General features: G+C 41.6%; 18 protein-coding genes and 1 rRNA gene. 10 read left to right on the top strand and 9 right to left on the bottom strand.

The window, feature by feature from the left end:
* Positions 1 to 222 precede the first annotated feature (222 nt).
* Genes ybeY through miaB form a run of 3 tightly spaced genes read right to left on the bottom strand, consistent with a single transcriptional unit; the run spans position 223 to position 3317 of the window.
* The gene (gene ybeY / locus L6C30_RS07645) at positions 223 to 705 is read right to left on the bottom strand and encodes an rRNA maturation RNase YbeY (protein ID WP_019836928.1); all 483 of its coding nucleotides are present in this window, start codon (positions 703 to 705) and stop codon (positions 223 to 225) included.
* A gap of 44 nt (positions 706 to 749) precedes the next feature.
* Positions 750 to 1823, bottom strand: coding sequence for a PhoH family protein (locus tag L6C30_RS07640; protein ID WP_236162813.1), 1074 nt, complete (start codon positions 1821 to 1823; stop codon positions 750 to 752).
* Between the two features lie 39 nt (positions 1824 to 1862).
* Positions 1863 to 3317: a tRNA (N6-isopentenyl adenosine(37)-C2)-methylthiotransferase MiaB gene (miaB, locus tag L6C30_RS07635; protein WP_004976194.1), complete on the bottom strand. Its 1455-nt coding sequence runs from the start codon at positions 3315 to 3317 to the stop codon at positions 1863 to 1865.
* Between the two features lie 358 nt (positions 3318 to 3675).
* On the opposite strand from miaB, the gene L6C30_RS07630 reads away from it, so the two are divergent.
* The 3 genes from L6C30_RS07630 to L6C30_RS07620 all read left to right on the top strand — a co-directional run bounded on the left by L6C30_RS07630 (position 3676) and on the right by L6C30_RS07620 (position 7509).
* Entirely contained in the window at positions 3676 to 5562 is a 1887-nt protein-coding gene (locus L6C30_RS07630) for a lytic transglycosylase domain-containing protein (protein ID WP_236162816.1), read from the top strand.
* Between the two features lie 108 nt (positions 5563 to 5670).
* Complete coding sequence (locus L6C30_RS07625; RefSeq protein ID WP_070155267.1) at positions 5671 to 6318, top strand: ribonuclease I; 648 nt, start codon at positions 5671 to 5673, stop codon at positions 6316 to 6318.
* Positions 6319 to 6522: 204 nt separating this feature from the next.
* Positions 6523 to 7509: a malate dehydrogenase gene (locus L6C30_RS07620; RefSeq protein ID WP_019836931.1), complete on the top strand. Its 987-nt coding sequence runs from the start codon at positions 6523 to 6525 to the stop codon at positions 7507 to 7509.
* A 698-nt stretch (positions 7510 to 8207) separates the two neighbouring features.
* Here L6C30_RS07620 and L6C30_RS07615 read toward each other — a convergent pair.
* From L6C30_RS07615 to L6C30_RS07600, 4 genes are all read right to left on the bottom strand, one after another.
* Complete coding sequence (locus L6C30_RS07615; protein ID WP_178866108.1) at positions 8208 to 9641, bottom strand: amino acid permease; 1434 nt, start codon at positions 9639 to 9641, stop codon at positions 8208 to 8210.
* Positions 9642 to 9762: 121 nt separating this feature from the next.
* Entirely contained in the window at positions 9763 to 10119 is a 357-nt protein-coding gene (locus tag L6C30_RS07610) for a RidA family protein (RefSeq protein WP_070155269.1), read from the bottom strand.
* A gap of 75 nt (positions 10120 to 10194) precedes the next feature.
* Positions 10195 to 11310 (bottom strand): alanine racemase, encoded by a 1116-nt coding sequence (gene alr / locus L6C30_RS07605; RefSeq protein ID WP_070155271.1) that lies wholly within the window; start codon positions 11308 to 11310, stop codon positions 10195 to 10197.
* A 59-nt stretch (positions 11311 to 11369) separates the two neighbouring features.
* The gene (locus tag L6C30_RS07600; protein WP_070155273.1) at positions 11370 to 12635 is read right to left on the bottom strand and encodes a D-amino acid dehydrogenase; all 1266 of its coding nucleotides are present in this window, start codon (positions 12633 to 12635) and stop codon (positions 11370 to 11372) included.
* Between the two features lie 138 nt (positions 12636 to 12773).
* On the opposite strand from L6C30_RS07600, the gene L6C30_RS07595 reads away from it, so the two are divergent.
* The 3 genes from L6C30_RS07595 to L6C30_RS07585 all read left to right on the top strand — a co-directional run bounded on the left by L6C30_RS07595 (position 12774) and on the right by L6C30_RS07585 (position 14029).
* Positions 12774 to 13241, top strand: coding sequence for an Lrp/AsnC ligand binding domain-containing protein (locus tag L6C30_RS07595; protein WP_070155275.1), 468 nt, complete (start codon positions 12774 to 12776; stop codon positions 13239 to 13241).
* Between the two features lie 100 nt (positions 13242 to 13341).
* Positions 13342 to 13590 (top strand): DUF2789 family protein, encoded by a 249-nt coding sequence (locus L6C30_RS07590; RefSeq protein WP_070155277.1) that lies wholly within the window; start codon positions 13342 to 13344, stop codon positions 13588 to 13590.
* Positions 13591 to 13771: 181 nt separating this feature from the next.
* Entirely contained in the window at positions 13772 to 14029 is a 258-nt protein-coding gene (locus L6C30_RS07585) for a DUF2789 family protein (protein ID WP_026438086.1), read from the top strand.
* Positions 14030 to 14091: 62 nt separating this feature from the next.
* On the opposite strand, the gene L6C30_RS07580 is transcribed toward L6C30_RS07585, so the two are convergent.
* Both L6C30_RS07580 and L6C30_RS07575 read right to left on the bottom strand, forming a co-directional pair.
* On the bottom strand, positions 14092 to 14619 hold the full coding sequence (locus tag L6C30_RS07580) for a hypothetical protein (RefSeq protein WP_070155279.1): 528 nt from the start codon (positions 14617 to 14619) through the stop codon (positions 14092 to 14094).
* An 86-nt stretch (positions 14620 to 14705) separates the two neighbouring features.
* The gene (locus L6C30_RS07575; RefSeq protein WP_019836940.1) at positions 14706 to 15308 is read right to left on the bottom strand and encodes a 2OG-Fe(II) oxygenase; all 603 of its coding nucleotides are present in this window, start codon (positions 15306 to 15308) and stop codon (positions 14706 to 14708) included.
* A gap of 116 nt (positions 15309 to 15424) precedes the next feature.
* Between L6C30_RS07575 and L6C30_RS07570 the strand changes: the two genes are divergently transcribed.
* The 4 genes from L6C30_RS07570 to L6C30_RS07555 all read left to right on the top strand — a co-directional run.
* On the top strand, positions 15425 to 16282 hold the full coding sequence (locus L6C30_RS07570; protein WP_019836941.1) for a 23S rRNA (adenine(2030)-N(6))-methyltransferase RlmJ: 858 nt from the start codon (positions 15425 to 15427) through the stop codon (positions 16280 to 16282).
* 42 nt (positions 16283 to 16324) lie between these two features.
* Positions 16325 to 17149, top strand: coding sequence for a CDP-diacylglycerol--serine O-phosphatidyltransferase (gene pssA / locus L6C30_RS07565; RefSeq protein ID WP_230243986.1), 825 nt, complete (start codon positions 16325 to 16327; stop codon positions 17147 to 17149).
* A 40-nt stretch (positions 17150 to 17189) separates the two neighbouring features.
* Positions 17190 to 18272: a DUF6670 family protein gene (locus L6C30_RS07560; RefSeq protein WP_236162814.1), complete on the top strand. Its 1083-nt coding sequence runs from the start codon at positions 17190 to 17192 to the stop codon at positions 18270 to 18272.
* 457 nt (positions 18273 to 18729) lie between these two features.
* Positions 18730 to 18831, top strand: a 16S ribosomal RNA gene (locus L6C30_RS07555); the annotation flags it as partial.

Below are 18831 nucleotides of genomic sequence, written 5' to 3'. Positions count from 1 at the left end.
TTCTTGCTTATGTTTTTTTCTACTGAGAATTTCAGGAATGACTTGATAAAGTAAGAAAAACAAGATCTTTTCTTGTACGCAGCCATATCCTTCTAGTTTCAACAATCATAAGATTCCAATAAATGTTCTCCTTCTCTTTGGGATAGAGTCAGAGGGAGCGCGGTTTTAAACAAAAAAGCGAGCCTTAGCCCGCTATTTTTGTGATTTTTTAGAACTTTGAATTCAATCTCTTTCCACATATGGATTATCCAAACCCAACTTGGCAAGAATCTCTATTTCCAAAGCTTCCATTTCTTCGGCATCTGCATCTGAGGTTTCATGATCATAGCCCATAAGGTGCAACGTGCCATGTACCAACATGTGAGTGAAATGCGCCAATGGTGTTTTAGCTTGTTCTGCAGCTTCCTGCAAAACCACAGGAATACAAATCACCAAATCCCCAATAGGGAAACTCGGTAAAACTTGTGCCATTTCATCGGGTAAATCACTTGGGAAAGACAAGACGTTGGTAGATTTGTCCTTTTTACGATATTCCAAATTGAGCTTGTGGCTTTCGGCATGATCGACACAAGCAATTCCGATTTCACAATCACTTTGGGTGTCTAAATGTCTTAAAGTGGTTTCGACTACTTTTTTCAAATAGGCACGTTTTAACACTAGCTCAGGCGCTTGAATGTCCTGTTGCAGGCTCAAACTTAATTTCAAAATGAATCCTTAATTCTTCAGTTTCGTTGCAGAACACATAGCAATTAATGCTGTGCATCTGCTGCGGCGTCATTTTCCGCAATTAATGCTTCTTGACGCGCTTTACGTTCTGCACGTGCTTCGGCACTTAATCGCTGTTGCTCACTGTCCCAGCCTTCATAGGCTTCAACAATTTTTTGCACCAACTGGTGACGTACCACATCGCGAGAGTGGAAATGGGTAATGTGAATTTCATGCACATTTTCCAGTACCCGCAAAGCATGTGATAAGCCAGATTGCTGACCACGTGGTAAATCGACCTGAGTCACGTCACCTGTAATGACTGCACGTGAACCGAAGCCCAAACGTGTCAGGAACATTTTCATTTGTTCAGGGGTGGTGTTTTGCGCTTCATCCAAAATCACAAAAGAGTGGTTGAGGGTGCGACCACGCATATATGCCAGTGGTGCAACTTCAATCACTTGACGTTCAATGAGTTTGGCGACTTTTTCAAAACCCAACATTTCATACAAGGCATCGTATAGTGGGCGCAGATAAGGGTCAATTTTCTGAGTTAAATCACCTGGTAAAAAGCCCAGTTTTTCACCCGCTTCAACCGCAGGACGCACCAATAGAATCCGTTGGATTTCATTGCGTTCCAGCATATCTACGGCAGCAGCAACGGCTAAATAGGTTTTACCCGTACCTGCAGGGCCAATACCAAATGAAATATCGCTTTGCAAAATACGCTGCACATAACGCTTTTGGTTGGCACCGCGTGGGTTAATACGCCCTTTGCGGGTTTGCAACCAAACAGCATCTAGTCCAGTATGCTCTTGCCCATCATCCGATTGTAATTCACGGTCAGTTTGACTGCCCTGAATCATCATGTGGAGCGTGTCTGCACTAATTTGTGCAGAGCTTTCCGCTTCTTCATGTAGGCGTTGCAAGAGCGTTTCGGCTCGCTCAACTGCATCAATGTCCCCATCTATAATAAAGGCGTCACCACGATGGGAAATTTGCACGTCTAGACGTTGTTCGATTTGTTTCAAATGTCCGTTATAAGCACCGAGCATGCTTTTTAGACGTTCCATTGAAATGCCAGGAAAAGTTACTGTACGTCGAATCGCTGCAGTCAAGAGAATTCCTTAATCTGTTATTGGACTTTAGCTCCTACATTACGCCACGTCAGGTTCAAGATTCAAGAGTTCACCGTAAACTAAATTCAAAGTTTTAATCTCGGTGATCTCAATCTCCGCAAAGCGTCCGACCCAAGCAGGGTCACCAATAAATGTTACTAAACGTGTATTGTCGGCTGTGCCGACTAAAATGTTCGGGTCTTTGTCTGAAACATTTTCAATCAGGACACGTTGTACTGTTCCGAGCATGGCATCGGTCTTATCAATACTTGATTGTTTGATCCATTGCTGAACTTTGGCTAAACGCTCTTTTTTAACATCTTCAGGTGTGGTGTCTTCAAGTTCCGATGCAGGTGTTCCCGGACGTTTTGAGTAGATAAAACTATAAGAATGGTCAAAATCCATATCTTGAATAAACTGATAAGTTTCTTCAAAGTTTTGATCAGTTTCACCTGGGAAGCCAATAATAAAGTCGCTAGATAAGTGCATGTCTGGGCGTACTTTACGTAATTTGGCAATCTTATCGATATACACATCAATAGTGTGGTTACGTTTCATGGCTTGTAACACATCATTCGAACCACTTTGCACAGGCAAGTGTAAATGCGACACCATTTGCGGTAAATCACGGTAGCATTGAATCAAATCATCATTAAATTCTAGAGGGTGTGATGTGGTGTAGCGAATACGACCAATGCCAGGCACTTCGGCAACTAAACGCAGTAAATCTGCGAAAGTACAAATTTTGCCGTCAAAAGTCTCACCACGGTAACCATTCACGTTTTGACCGAGCAAGCTAATTTCACGTACACCTTTTTCTGCCAAAGTCGCAATTTCAGCCAATACGTCATCTAAAGGACGTGAAACTTCTTCACCACGGGTATATGGCACGACACAGAATGAGCAGTATTTTGAACAGCCTTCCATAATCGATACAAAGGCCTTAAAGCCTTCAACTCGCGGCTCAGGTAGGAAGTCGAACTTTTCGATGTCTGGGAAAGAAATATCCACCAGTTTGATTTTTTCTTTCTTTGGTTTTTCGACCTGATCGTGGTGTTGATCAAGCATTTGCGGTAAACGGTGTAAGGTTTGTGGACCAAAAATCATATCCACATACGGGGCACGCTTTTGAATATTGTCGCCTTCCTGAGAAGCGACGCAACCGCCTACGCCAATCACCAAATCAGGATTTTTTTCTTTAAGCTTGCGCCAACGTCCTAATTCAGAAAATACTTTTTCTTGGGCTTTTTCACGAATTGAACAGGTATTCATGAGCAAAATATCGGCATCGGCAGGGTTGCTGGTCAGCACATAGCCGTGCGAGTCGCCCAAAAGGTCTGCCATACGGTGACTGTCATACTCATTCATCTGACACCCTTGCGTTTCGATATACAGTTTTTTAACTGAACCGTCGGCTGGGGTGTGCTGTGGCTGGGTAACAGTGTTTTCTGAGGCAGCTTGGGCACCATTGGGGATGAAGGTTTGAACCGTCATGTAGGCTCCTAAGAGATAATTCACGTGTTCGTTTAAAAAAATAAACGGAATAGATAAAACAAAGGGGCGTATTTTAGCAGGAATTCAAGATAAACTGACAGACTTTAATCCATGCATCACATACTTGAAATGTGAAGTAAAATTGTTGGCAGTTTGATTTCAAGATTAATATCGTCTAATCAGAAGGTTACATAACAGAACACAACTTGGGTTCTAGAGTAATTAAACTAAGTTAAATGATTGGATGCGAACCTCGAGGCAAAAGTAAATGACTGAAGGCAAGCGAATGCTGCAAATGATGAATCAAAATAATAAATTAACGAAAAAGCTTGTATTAAGTCTGGTCTCGCTTGCCGTAATGACAGGTACGCATGCCGCAAATGAACAGTTTAATGATGCACTGCGCGCAGCCAATTCAGGCGATGTCGATTTATTGCAGCAGTATCAGCATGCCATGCAAAATGATGTCTTGGGCTACTATCCTGAATACTGGGCACTGAACACCAATTTGGGTATGCAACCTGCCAGTGCCATTGTGCAGTTTGCACAGCGTCATCCACAATCGGCGATGGCAGAAAAACTCGCAGCCGATTACATCGAAGAAAAAGTGAAGCAGGCCGATTTTAGCAGTGCCCAACCTGTGCTTGCCTATGTGAGTAATGCCGATCAGGCCGAAAGCTGTGCCATAGCACAAGTCCGTACCCGTTCGGGTGATCCTTTGGTGGTCGCAGAATTTAAAGATGTGTGGCTGAATACCAATACGCAACCTGAATCTTGTACAGGTTTGGGGCGGATGATGCTGTCGAGTCCGTTAATGACTCAGCAAGATAAGCAGCAACGCTTATGGGCACAATTGCGTGCAGGGCAGTCAGGACTCGCTTTAGCGACTGGGCAAAGTTTAGGTATGAATATCAGTTTGGCACAATTGAACAGCATTCAAGCCAATCCACTGAATTATTTGTGGTCTGCGCCTAAAGCAAGCAACGAAGACCATGCCTATCTTATTTATGCGATCGGACGTTTAGCCGATAGCGATTTAGACTCGGCACTTTCTTCACTAAAACGTAGTGTAGAAGGTACGCCAGAATCGGTACAAAAAGCCTTGTATCGTGCTGTGGGATATATTGGCGGCACTACAGTCATGAAAAACAATTTTAAGCGTGAAGTGTTAAATGCCTTAGACGCCAGTTATGGCTTACCTTTTAGTCCCGAAGAAGCAGAAATTTATGCCCGTCAGGCGATTCGTTTTGGCGCATGGGAAAGTGTGATTCGTGCTGTAGACAGCATGAGTGTGACTCAAAAACAGGAAGATCGTTGGCAATATTGGTTGGCACGTGCTTCAGAACCACGCAATGATGCAGCGTCGAAACGTAGTGCACAAAATATTTATAAAAAACTGGCGCAGGGTGATGATTATCACAACTTGTTGGCGAAGGATCGTCTTGGGCAAACCTACAATACGATTCCTGCGAATACGCAACCAAGTACCAATGACTTACAACGTTTGAATCAGGATATTCACTTTAACCGTGCCTTTGCTTTGCGTGAAATTAATGCACCTGCCAATTATGTCAACCGTGAATGGAACTGGGCGGTACGTCAGGCGTATTTAAGACAGGATGATGGTTTGATTTTAGCAGCGGCTAAGCGTGCGACCGATATGGGTTGGTATGATCGTGCCATTTATGCAGCAGATCGTACTGTAAATAAGCACAACTATAGTTATCGATATGCCATGCCGCACCGTAATTATGTGGTGAGCCACAGTCAAAATGCAGGTATCGACCCCGCTTGGGCTTATGGACTGATGCGTCAGGAAAGCCGTTTTAATACCACTGCGCGTTCGCATGTCGGCGCAGGTGGACTGATGCAAATCATGCCCGATACGGCACGTTTAGTTGCACGACAAATGGGTGAAACTTATAATCCTGCCGCGCTAAGTGATATGAATACCAATATTCGTTATGGCACATTTTATTTGTCGACCATTCAGAGACAGTTAAGCAATAGTCCAGTACTCGCCACAGCGGGATATAACGCAGGGCCGAACCGCGCGCGCCGTTGGCAGCCCGAGTTTCAAGCGATTGCTGCAGACCAATATACCGAGAGTATTCCATTGTTAGAAACACGTGACTATGTCAAGCATGTCATGACCAATGCCACACATTATGGTGTGTTGTTGGGGCAAGGTGGACAATCGATAAGTAGTCGTATGCAACATATTCCACCGCGAAATACACCTTAGATTAGAGAAAATTTATAAGTGATACAGCTTGATGATCGTGTCGGTCGTTAGATGTGTAGAATATTGGACGCATAAAATCGTAAGGGGGCTGAAGCATTGAAAGTGTGGATGAGTACAGTTTTACAGCCAATTCAAGTGACACTGCTCGGTTTGTGTGGTGCAGCTTTGGTTTTGTGTACGCAAAATGCATTTTCTGCCCCCGTGCAAGGCTATGTGATGTCTGTGCAAATGACGCCCGCCGTGTGTTTAATCGATTCGAGTAAAAGCAAAAAGCGTAAATGTTTAGAAGGCTATTCACTGAATATTGAAGGCTTATATCCTGAAGTTGCTGCGCGTGAGTGCAGTACTCAGTCATCGGCGAAGTTGCCGCCTTTGCAAGCCAAAGTGGTGGCGCGGGTCATGCCTGATGAAGCTGCACGGGTACAATTGTGGCAAGCCATTGGTGGCTGTGTGCCCATGAATGCCAGCCAATATTTCCGGATGATCATTAACAATGCTGATCGGATTAACGTGCCTTCGGTATTGACAGGGCAAGACACGCAGAGCGTGCAATTGTCACAACTGCGAAGTTTGTTTCTCAAGTCCAATTCAGGTATGTCATTTAAAAGCGTGCATTTTCAGTGCTCTAACCATCAAGGCAAAAGTTATTTAACTGAAATCAAAATTTGTTATAACACTGCAGGGCGCTACAAGCAGTGTAGTGCGGCGGTTGAATCCAATTGCCCGAATCAGTTTGTTATTAAAGGTTCTTACTAGCATATTAGGTGCCTGTATTTTTTGACTTTTAAGATTTTTGAGAAATTTTATTCATATTTTCTATCAGACTTTTGTGGAATTTGATGTGCTTTTGCATGCATCTGATGAATGATTGGAGTACAATCTTTCGCGTTTATGATTATTAAGATTAGATAGAACAGCTATTTAATCGCATTGACTATCCTCTCAATTGGAGATAATTACATGAAGCAACCTGTTCGCGTTGCCGTTACTGGCGCTGCTGGTCAAATTGGTTACAGCCTATTATTCCGTATCGCTAGCGGTGAAATGTTGGGTAAAGACCAACCAGTTATCCTTCAATTATTAGAAGTTCCTTTTGAGAAAGCTCAAGCTGCGCTTAAAGGCGTAATGATGGAACTTGACGACTGTGCTTTCCCATTATTGGCTGGCATGATCGGTACTGATGATCCTAAGGTTGCATTTAAAGATGCTGACTACGCGTTATTGGTTGGTTCTCGTCCACGTGGTCCTGGTATGGAACGTGCTGACCTTCTTAAAGTAAACGGCGAAATCTTTATTGGTCAAGGTCAAGCACTTAACGAAGTTGCTAGCCGTGACGTTAAAGTTCTAGTTGTTGGTAACCCAGCGAACACGAATGCTTATATCGCAATGAAATCTGCTCCAGATCTTCCAGCGAAAAACTTCACAGCAATGTTACGTCTTGACCACAACCGTGCGTTAACTCAACTTGCTCAAAAAGCTGGCGTTGCTGTTTCTGACATCAAAACAATGACAGTTTGGGGTAACCACTCTCCAACAATGTATGCTGACTACCGTTTTGCAACTGCAAATGGCGAAAGCTTAAAAGACAAAATCAACGATGCTGAATGGAATAAAGACGTATTCCTTCCTACAGTTGGTAAGCGTGGCGCTGCGATCATCGAAGCACGTGGTTTATCTTCTGCTGCATCTGCTGCAAACGCTGCAATTGACCACATGCGTGACTGGGCGCTTGGTACAAACGGCGAATGGGTAACGATGGGTATTCCTTCTGACGGTTCTTACGGTATCCCTGAAGGCGTAATGTTCGGTTTCCCTGTAACTTGCGAAAATGGCGAATACAAAATCGTTCAAGGTCTTGAAATTGACGAGTTCAGCCGTGAGCGTATCAACTTCACGTTAAACGAACTTGAAGAAGAACGTGCAGCAATTGCTGACATGATTAAATAATTTAATCTGCTAGATTAAGTTAAAACTTCTTTGGAAGTGATGCCAGTCAAACTAAACGTTGACTGGCATTTTTTTACACTTGATTTTTTTTGAAATTAAATGCTTATCATCATTTTAGTTTGTATGGTTTATCAGATTTAAAAACTGATGGCGGGATATAAAATAGGCTGATTGACCTACATGATAATCTAAATTAGGTGGAATACGCGCGTTTCCTTTTTCAAATCTTCTCTCTGTTATATCCGTTATTGTTGCAAGTGCCCAAAGATCGGATGTTTCGTTTTGGGAGCTTTTATCTTCATTGTTGTCGGTACCATTGGCGCATTTCAAATTGTGGATCTAAATCAAGCATTGTAAGTTTTTGATGGGTGGTTTAGGGATGATGTTGGATTACGCTTCTTTTGGTTTTTACTTCTAGCAGGCGTATTTATTAAATAACGTCGGTGTGAAATTGCATCCATTCTTATTTTCACGTTAAACGCTACAGCCCGCAAAATTGACCAGTTGCTAACTTTAAATTTGCGTAGAAAAAAACCAGTCTGTGTGCATTGAGGGTTTTTTTTAGCCTAAACAAGGTTTTGGAAATTTAATGCTGTAGATATTCGATATTGATTTGAAGGATTAATTTGAATGACTTTCACCACATAGAAAACCCATCCTGAATTGGATGGGTTTTTCAGTTTTTAGCAAGTAGCGGTTTAAGCTCGTTCTAAAGCTGCACTTTTTCTGACTCTTGGTAAATACAATAATCGGTAGGTGATGGTAAGAAGGATCACCCACAATGGGCTGACGATAAGTGCTTTAAGAGTATCTGGTTCTAAGCTTAAAATAATTAAGGCGAAAAACAAGAAGACAAGTACAACATAGCTCATCCACACACCACCTGGCATTTTAAAGGTTGAGCGTTCATGCAATTCTGGTTGTAATTTACGATAGCGCAAATAGCACACCATAATTAGTCCCCAAATACTAATAAATAAAATCACACACAGAGAGCTGGCCAAAGTGAATGCTTCAATGGTATTGGGTACAAAATATTGTAAACCTGCACCCGCCATAATAAAGAAGCATGAAAAAATCAGTCCTTGTGCAGGAACAGCGCGTTTGGATAAGCGTGCCAAAGCCTGTGGCGCCTGCTTGGTTCTGGCTAGACCAAATAACATGCGACTGGTAGAAAACACACCACTGTTCATCGATGACATCACTGAAGACAGTACTACTAAATTCATGATAATCGCAGAGGTTGGAATTCCTGCATGTAGAAATAAGGAAACAAAAGGACTTTGATCGGCAGGAATTTGGTTCCAAGGCGTTACAGACATAACCACCAATAAAGACAGGACGTAAAACAGAATAATGCGAGTTGGAATCGCATTTACCGCTTTAGGTAGATTTTTTTCAGGGTCTTTGGTTTCTGCAGCCATTGTGCCTAAAAGTTCAACCCCGACAAAAGCAAATAAGGCAATTTGGAAACCTGCTAAAAAGCCATTGCCGCCTTGTGGAAACATGCCGCCATGTGCCCAAATATTGCTGAAGCTTGACGCCGTACCATCAGGGGATTGAAAGTGGTTGAGCACCATAAAACCACCAATAAAAATTAAACCCAAAATGGCTAAAATTTTAATCAGGGCAAACCAAAACTCAATTTCACCAAAGAGTTTAACTGTGAGTAAGTTGAGTCCGAGTACAAATAAAACACATCCCACACTAATTAAGGCTTGTCCTGTGGGGGTAAAGCTAACCCCGGCGGGTAGCCAAAAGTTGAGATAATTAATGATGGCTGCTAAGTCTGCAATACCCACCAAAACCCAACCAAGCCAATACGACCAGCCAATATAATAGGCAGCTCCTGGACCAATTAAGTCATGCGCCATATCAATAAAAGATTTGTAATGCAGATTGGATAATAAAATTTCACCTAAAGCGCGCATTAAGAAGAAAAACATTAGACCAATAATCATGTAAATAAACAGAATAGAAGGTCCTGCCAGTGAGATGGTTTTGCCTGAGCCCATAAACAGCCCTGTACCAATCGCGCCACCAATGGCAATTAACTGTAAGTGTCGGTTGGACAATTTGCGCTGCAGTTGATCCGGAGGAGACTGCAAAGAATTTTGCGAAGTTTGTGTCATTTCAATGTCCTTATTGAGTTTTTTAACGGTAGCCATTGGCGTACTGAGTTCGCTTAAGCAAGCTGAAAATCCTATTTAGCGCAATTCCTTTAAATATGAGGAAGATTTTAAATGCTACGGTTTATAACTGTGTTGCGGTAACTGCAATTTCAATACGCCAGTTTGGATTGACCAATTCTGCTTGAATGGTTGCACGTGCAGGTTTAGGACAGTCTATCAACCACTCTGCCCATAAGGCATTGACCACTGGAAAATCGGCAAGATCTTTTAAAAAGAGCTGTGCAGAAAGCAAGTGTGATTTATCACTATTGGCCTGAGCTAAAAGTTGTTCAATGGTATTGAACACGTTTCGTGTCTGAGCGTCTATGTCGGCTTCAGGATTGCTTGGAACTTGTCCTGAAAGATAAACCACATGATTAAATACAGTCACAGCACTCATAAAATCATTGCTGTGTAAATGTTGGATAGAATTGGGCATCACTATTTCCTTGTGGAGAGGGAGTGCATAAATGCAACTGGGTCAAACGTATAATTAAAATATGGAAAACATTTCTTATGTGGCTGCAATAGAAAAAGGCACGCGCGGTGTGACGGCACACATTAACTCATAACCGACTGTGCCTGAGGCATGCGCAACTTCATCAATACTTAGCAAAGTACCTGCAGCAGATTTGCCCCATAACACCACTTCGGCACCAATATCGGCATCGGTCACATGGGTGAGATCGACGGCCAACATATCCATGCTCACCCGACCAATCAGACGTGTTTTACAATCATTGACCAACACAGGTGTGCCTGTTGGAGAAGTGCGCTGATAGCCATCGGCATATCCGCAAGCAGCAATACCGATGCGCATAGGGTGTTCCGCTACAAAGTTGGAACCATAGCCGACACTTTGACCTGCCACCAAAGTCTGTATGGAGATAATTTCTGTACGCAAACTCATGGCAGGTTGTAATTGCCAGCTTTGACTACAATGCTTTGGATAGTCAGGAGAGCTGCCATAAAGCATGATGCCGCCACGGACAATGTCAGAGTGGAGCTCATGGCTGTGACGTAAAATTGCTGCACTGTTACTGACGGTCACCGCTGCAGGAAATGCTTGAATGATGTGTTGGAATTGCGAATATTGTTGCTGAATTCCCGAGATACCAAAACGTTCACCATCTGCATCTGAAAAATGCATCATGTGTGTCAGACTCGCTACAATCTCTAATTCAAGCAAGCGCTTCCAAGCCTGAGCATAGTCTTCAGGTGCAAAACCCAACCGATTCATGCCTGCATTCATTTTGACAAAAATATGAAATCGCGCTGTGGGATGGCTAGACTGAAATTGCTGTAACCATTCAATTTGTAGGGTGTTGTGTACGGTAAAACTAAAATTAAAGTCGTGACAATCCTGTAAGTCTTGTACAGAAAAAATGCCTTCCAATAATAAAATATCGCCTTGCCAACCCAAAGTTCGTAAGCGTTTTCCTTCAGCGAGATCAAGCAAGGCAAAACCATCTGCTTGTTGTAAAGCAGGGTAGACCCGTTCAATACCGTGTCCATAAGCATTGGCTTTAACCACGGCATACACTTTTGATTTTTTTGCATGACATCGAGCAATCGCTAAGTTATGACTTAAGGCATCTAAATGAATCCATGCCCGTATTGGTCGTGACATAAAGTTCTTCCTTGAACAAATTGACTTTGCGTTTAATCCGTTCGCTGTATGTTTATAAACTAAGCTGCTAAGGTGGTGTGATAACGCTGCAGAGATAAACCTTCAGTGCTAATTTCTGTACTGCGTCCCATCACCAAATCACTGATCAACTTTCCTGAACCACACGCCATAGTCCAACCTAAAGTGCCGTGTCCTGTGTTAATAAATAAATTTGGATACTGTGTTGCACCAATAATTGGTGTGCTGTCTGGTGTCATTGGGCGTAATCCTGTCCAGAAAGAAGCTTGTTGCAGATCTCCACCTGGAAATAAATCATGCGTCACCATTTCCAAAGTTGCTCGTCGGTCTAAATTTAAGCCCAAATTAAAGCCACTCAATTCAGCCATGCCGCCCACGCGAATACGTTGATCAAAACGTGTGATCGCAATTTTATAGGTTTCATCCAAAACGGTAGATTGAGGTGCTAAGTCTGGCTGAATAATTGGAATAGTGAGTGAATATCCTTTTACTGGATAAACGGGTAAATCGAGATGCAAAGGCTTTAAAAAATCACGTGAATAACTGCCAAATGCCAGTACATAGCGGTCTGCTGTCAGTACCTGACCATTGACCAACACACCTTTAATAGCATTGCCTTCTACAATGAGTCGTTCAACTTTTTGATTAAATTGAAAATTAACCCCTAAGTTCTTGGCATGTTGAGCTAAAGCTTTGCTAAATAAATAACAATCACCCGTTTCATCATTGGGTAAATGTAAGCCGCCGACTAATTTGTCTTGAGCATTGGCTAAGGCGGGTTCAACCTGTGTCAAACCTGCAGCATCGAGCAATTTAAAGTCTACGCCAGTTTCTTGTAGGACTTGAATATCACGTTGCACAGCTTCAAGTTGTACTTCTTTACGGAAAATTTGCAGGGTACCTTTGGCACGGTTTTCGTAGTGGATACCTGTTTCTTGACGCAAGCTGCGTAAACAATCACGGCTATATTCTGCAACACGAAGCATGCGCTCTTTATTAATTGCGTATTGATTGGCGCTACAATTTTTCAGCATTTGTAACATCCACTGCAATTGCCACATGCTGCCATCAAGCTGAACCGCCAAAGGCGCATGATGCTGAAACATCCATTTCACAGCTTTAAATGGAATACCCGGTGCAGCCCACGGTGTAGAGTAACCTGGTGAAATTTGTCCTGCATTACCAAAACTGGTTTCTTCTGCAGGGCCGGCCTGACGGTCTAATACTGTGACCTCAGCCCCTTGTTTTGCTAAATAATAAGCACTGGTCACTCCAATGACGCCACTACCTAAAACAATTACACGCATGTGCTTGTCCTAACGCTATCCCTAGTTTATTTAACTAGTATATTTTTGGTTCAATAGTGAAATTTGCTATTTTTAGGGTAAAATTCTAGTGAATTCGTAGGATAATTCGCAGAAACTATAAAATAACAGGGATTTTAGATGCGTAAATTAGACCGTATAGATCGGATGATTTTAGATATATTGCAAAAGCAGGGCAGAATCGCAATTAGTGAGTTGGCAGCGATGGTCAATTTGTCGACCACGCCTTGCTCAGAGCGGGTAAAACGCTTGGAACGTGATGGGATTATTATGGGTTACCACGCCCGTTTAAGCCCAGAATTACTAGATAAACGCTTATTGGTGTTTTTAGAAATTAAGCTTTCTGCAAAATCAGGCGATGTGTTTGAGCAAGTTGCACGAGATTTGGCAGATATTCCTGAAGTTTTAGAATGTCATTTGATTTCTGGGGACTTTGATTATCTAGTCAAAGCGCGTTTAAAGGAAATGAGTACCTATCGTAAGTTGCTAGGCAATATTTTAAAAAAACTACCTGCCTCGGCATCCTCACATAGCTATGTAGTGATGGAGGAAGTTAAAGAAAGTACGTATTTAGATTTGAGTGTATAGTTGTACAAAAAATAACATGCTGCAACTCGGCTACTGCTGAATTGTGCCTCATAGCAGGTTAAGGTCATGTAAAACACAAGGCGAACCAAAGGAGGATGGCATGTTTGACCAACAACCGACTTTAGAACTGTTATTTGAACAATTGGGTCTAGATGCAGACCAAGCAGCAATTGATCAATTTATTCGTGACCATCAATTACCTGCAGAAACGAAATTACATTGTGCTGAGTTTTGGACGGAAGGGCAACGCCAATTTTTGCTAAGTCACTGGAAACAAGATGATGATTGGGCCATTGTGATTGAAACTTTAAATGAGCAATTACATAGCGATCAACATCCGAGTGTTTAATCTGTATGTAAGTTAAAAAAAGTACTTAAGTGAAATCAAAAAATTTCATCAAAAAAGCGCCAGTAAACTGCGTGCTCACAAAAAGATACAACAAACCCAGTCGAAAGGCTGGGTTTTTTATACAAAGTGTTATAAGTTGGTTGAATAAGGAATTACAATGAAACTAATAAAAGGGGGCAAGGTGCTCATGCAAAATACTCCATCATTAGCCATGTTATTCAGCCAACTCGGTTTAGCCAGCAGCCCTGCAGCCATTGAACTGTATGTACGTACGCATCAATTACCTGCACATATTAATTTACATGAAGCGCCGTTTTGGAATAAATCACAACGTGAATTTTTAATCAGTCATTTGGTACAAGACGATGATTGGGCCATTTGGATTGATGAACTCAATCAACAATTGCATTTAGATGCTTATCGTTTACAAGCTGTTTAGGTTCAAGTCATTATCATCTTTAATATGTTTTCATTAAAAACGCCTCAGAACGAGGCGTTTTTTTAATGCATTCTGCTTTTAAGAATTTGTTTAAACCAGACTTCAGTTTGATAGGCATTAAATGCAGGGTGAATTTGTAAAAGTTCCAAATCAAATTCGGCAGTTTTACTGTATTTACCTAACCAGTGGCGACACAGTGCGCTTTCATTTTTACTGGCGCTCGCATAAGCTAAGAAAAAGAAAATATCCCCATGTGCATAATGGGTCATGGCTTTTAAAATTTGTTGAGTAATTAAGGCGTATTTCGCATCACGGGTCAGTTCAAAATACATCATATAGGCTTTGGCTAAATGCAAAGACAAATTGATATATAACGTCACCGGCATTTCTTCAAATTCAACCCGACCTTGTTCTAACAGTACAATGGCTTCTTGTAAAAAATAAATTTGTTCTTGGCGTAACTCGCTCAAACTCACCAATTGTAAGCGTAAATCGGCACGTTCTAATGCCAATTCAGGCGTATTGCCTTGTAAAAAAAGTTGGTCGGTTTCCCCAATACGTTGAATAAGATGTTGAGTCGAGTTGCGCATGGGTGAGTTCCTGATAGCAATATTTGTTCTACATCGGGGCAAACTTACAGTTTTAAAGCCAATAGTCTGAAAAATGCGGTCTATCTTTACCAAAGTTGGTTGCGGCTGCGTAGCCATGCGGTAATGGAAAGACGTTGCTGTGTCGCAGGCAAAACCTCATGTAATAAATCACTTTGGAAAATCGCAATCCGATTTGGGCGTGGTTCTATAATCTGCCATGCTCCATGTTTGTCTTGTAAGCGTAGTTGTCCTCCCCAATCTGTCTGCCACTCAGGATGTAAATAATAGACAGCAGAAATCACCCGATCATTTTTTTGTTGTGGATTATCTCGGTGCAAAGCATAAAAAGAACCTGCTTGATAGCTGGCAAAATGTGCTTCGACCTCACGAATCCCTAAATAAAATGCTTGATTGAATTGTTCGGCCAAAGCCAAAAGGGTTTGGGTATGTTGTTGTGCAATGCTTAAATCTTCGTGAATCCATAAAATATGATCACTGCGAATTTTGCTGACCACACCATTTTGAATGGCTGCTTCACGAAATTGATCTAAATTTTGACTACACTCTAGCAGCAATTGTTGTTGATATTCGGGTGAATAAGCATCATCAATTATTGCAAAACCATGTTGATCCAAATCTTCAAGAATTCGATCAACATTCCAGGACTTTGGGAGAAGTGTAGCGTCCATATAAAATACTCAGAAAAAGATGAAATTGAGAGTTGGTTATTTTAGAGGAATACAAGCTCCTGAATGAAACTTTTTTTCATGCTAAAATGTCGGTTGATTTTAGGAATGAACCAAACATGAATTATCGTCACCATTTCCATGCGGGCAACTTTGCCGATGTCATGAAGCATGTTTTATTGCTGCAAATTTTGACACGTTTAAATGCCAAAGATAAACCTTATCGCTATGTCGATACACATGGCGGTGCGGGTAAATATGACTTATCTTTAGCACCTGCACAAAAATCGGGTGAATTTTTAAATGGTATTCATCGTTTAGTGAAACTAGATGATTCAATCAAACGTCAGGCACCACAAGGTGTACAGCAGTATTTAAAACTGGTTGAAGCAATGCGTGAAGTGGATGGGCAAGGTGCTTATCCGGGTTCGCCGTGGTTTGCTTTACAAGGCATGCGTGACATCGATAAAGCGACTATTTTTGAAATGCAGCGCGATGTATTCCAGCAATTACGTCATAACATTCGTGACAAGCGCGCAGGTCTACATGAGCGTGATGCTTACGAAGGTTTATTGGGCGTCATTCCACCGAAAGAAAAACGCGGCTTGGTGATGATTGATCCACCGTATGAATTAGAACGTAAAGATTTCCCACAGTTGGTAGAATTATTGGCTGCTGCACATAAAAAATGGCCAACAGGCGTATTTGCTGTGTGGTATCCAATTAAAGACCGCGCCATGATTGAACGTTTTGAAAAGAAAATGTTTAAAACAGGGATTCGCCGTCAACTTATTTGTGAAATTTGTGTATGGCCTGATGATACTCCTGTGGGTTTAAACGGTTGTGGTTTATTGGTAATTAATCCACCATGGAAATTCTCTGAAGATGCAGATGAAGCCTTGCAATGGTTGTTCCCACACTTGCGTATGCAAGAACACGGTGGACATGCTGCAGTGCGTTGGTTAGTTGGCGAATAAAAATTTAAATAGACGTTCAGGTTACAGTTAGGACACAAAATAATGACAAACACATCAAAGCCCGAAGGAGAATATAGTTCCCGTGATCTTGAGCATGACGGAATTACATTTGAAGTGGTGGAAGAAGAACATACCCGTGAAGGGCAAAAGGTGAAACGTCGTGGTATCTATCTGTGGCCAAACCTGATTACCACGGCAGCCTTGTTGTCGGGTTTTTACTCCATTATTGCGAGTATGAATGGCGAATTTAGCCAAGCCATCTATGCCATATTTCTAGCAGCATTGTTTGATGGCTTAGATGGTCGTGTGGCACGTGCCATTGGTGCTCAAAGTCCATTTGGCGAACAGTTTGATTCATTATCCGATATGCTTGCTTTTGGCGTTGCACCTGCGATTTTGATGTATAGCTGGAGTTTGCACGATTTAGGTCGTATCGGCTTGGCAGCCTGCTTTGTGTATACGGCTTGTGCCGCATTCCGTTTGGCGCGTTTTAATGTGCAAATTGGTGTGGTCGATAAACGCTACTTTATTGGTGTGGCAAGTCCTTTGGCAGCACTGATTATCGTGTCTTTGGTTTGGGTAGGTCGGGACTTTCCTGAACTGTATGATATTCGTGAAACTGGACTACAAATCCTCAATGCTGTGATTATTATTGCAGTAGGATTGTTGATGATTTCCAATATTAAATATTATTCATTTAAAACCTTTGACCGTAAGCGTGTGCCGTTTTTTGTATTGCCAATCGCAGTATTTATCCTTGCAGCCATGACGTACAATATCCCTGTAGGAATTTTAGTGATTTCAATTATTTATGCGCTTTCAGGTTTCGTGACCACTTTTATGGCAAGAAAAAATGCAGTGAGTTAATTAAGCTTTCATAAAAGCATCAACTCACAAGGAGTTTGATATGCAGCTGTTTCAAGATTTTCTCGATCGTTCCAAACAACTCAATCAAACTCCTGCGGCAACCGCCAAACTGCCTTATCACGCCCCGAAACATCATTATAAGTTTATCTATCAGGGCTTAATTCTTCCTAACTTGCCTGCACCTTTACATTATCTCAACTTTATCGGCTTATTGGGCAGTCTAAATACTGCAATGCTGCGCCCTGAAAATGTGATTACAACTTCAGCTTTAGATACGGCCAGTATTCTTTGTAGTAGTAGTCCCCACATGGTGGGACAGTCCAATCATTATTCAATACAACACGACTGCGTATTTACCGCACAGTATTTTCAGTTTGCCAATAAAGAACGCATTACTGGACACTTTCCGCAATTTCATATTCAACGTGAAGATAGCGAACTTAGCTTTGATTTAAAGATCACCACAAGCTCTACAATTTCATATTTCACTAAATTGCGAATGAATTTGGCAGAACATTGGTCTTTGCTGTGTCAGTGTCAGGGAAGTGTACGCTATAAAGATCAGCATTTTCAGATTGAGCAATTGGGTAGTTTTGAGTTTGCCCGCTCAATCCAGTTTCCTTATTTCGCTGTGGCATTTTTTTGCTATCAAGTGATTAATCTGAATCATCAGCAACAAATGATATTGCTACAAAGTCGTGATGTGTTGAATCGAATTTTGCAATCTCGAATCTATCTGCGAAATGCGAACACGGAGCAAACTCGGGTATTTGATGGGCAAGTACAATTTAATATTCAACGGGTTTATCCAAAAGTAAAAACGCCAACAGGTCAGTGTATGTATTTGCCACGTGAGTTTGAATGGCGTTATCAAGATGAAGATGGCACCTCAATTCATTTACAGGCGCAGAGTCGTGGTGATTTTAAATTTGGGGCTGCAGCAGGTTATGTCGGAAGTTTTCAATATCAGTTGGCTATAAATGGAGATCAACATCAAGGAGAAGGAGGCTATTGTGAATATATCGACTGCCGCGCACTGAAATGGCAGGAACATGATCAGCCAGAAAAAATGCCAGATGTAGTTATGAATCCTGAACCTTTTATGATCAAGAAAAAGAAATAAACAGTATTTTGTGGAAAAGTGAAGTATTTTGCTGAATAATTAACCGTTCGGACTAAAAAACTCATAAAACTTAAAAAGAGGGGTTGCAAGGCGAAATATTTCACCTATAATGCACATCCATCGGCGGTGATTAAGATTAAAACTTCTGATAAAACAATAACTTGGTTAAGAATGATTGAGTTGGGTTTTAGAAAGAAAGTTTAAAATAATTTAAATTACCAGTTGACACTTTAGAAATAAAGCGTAATATAGCCGACCTAGCTTGATGCTGACGAAGCATCGAGAAGATCATTAAGAGATTATGAAGAACAACTTGTGTGGATTTTTACTGATTGATTGATCGAAATTATTTCATTGATTGATTGGTTTAAATTACTTGAAGTTTATTTGAGCGAAATTTAAGTCAGAAATTGATGAGCCAGATTTGGAAGTTTAGATTAAAACTTCAAAATGATTTTAACTGAAGAGTTTGATCATGGCTCAGATTGAACGCTGGCGGCAGGCTTAACACATGCAAGTCGAGCGGGCGAGGTTGCTTCGGTAACTGAGCTAGCGGCGG

Source organism: Acinetobacter sp. KAM396, assembly GCF_021602765.1.
GTDB classification, from domain to species: domain Bacteria; phylum Pseudomonadota; class Gammaproteobacteria; order Pseudomonadales; family Moraxellaceae; genus Acinetobacter; species Acinetobacter towneri_A.
The sequence above is the reverse complement of the archived record's forward strand: the minus strand, read 5'-3'. Positions and strand labels throughout refer to the sequence as shown.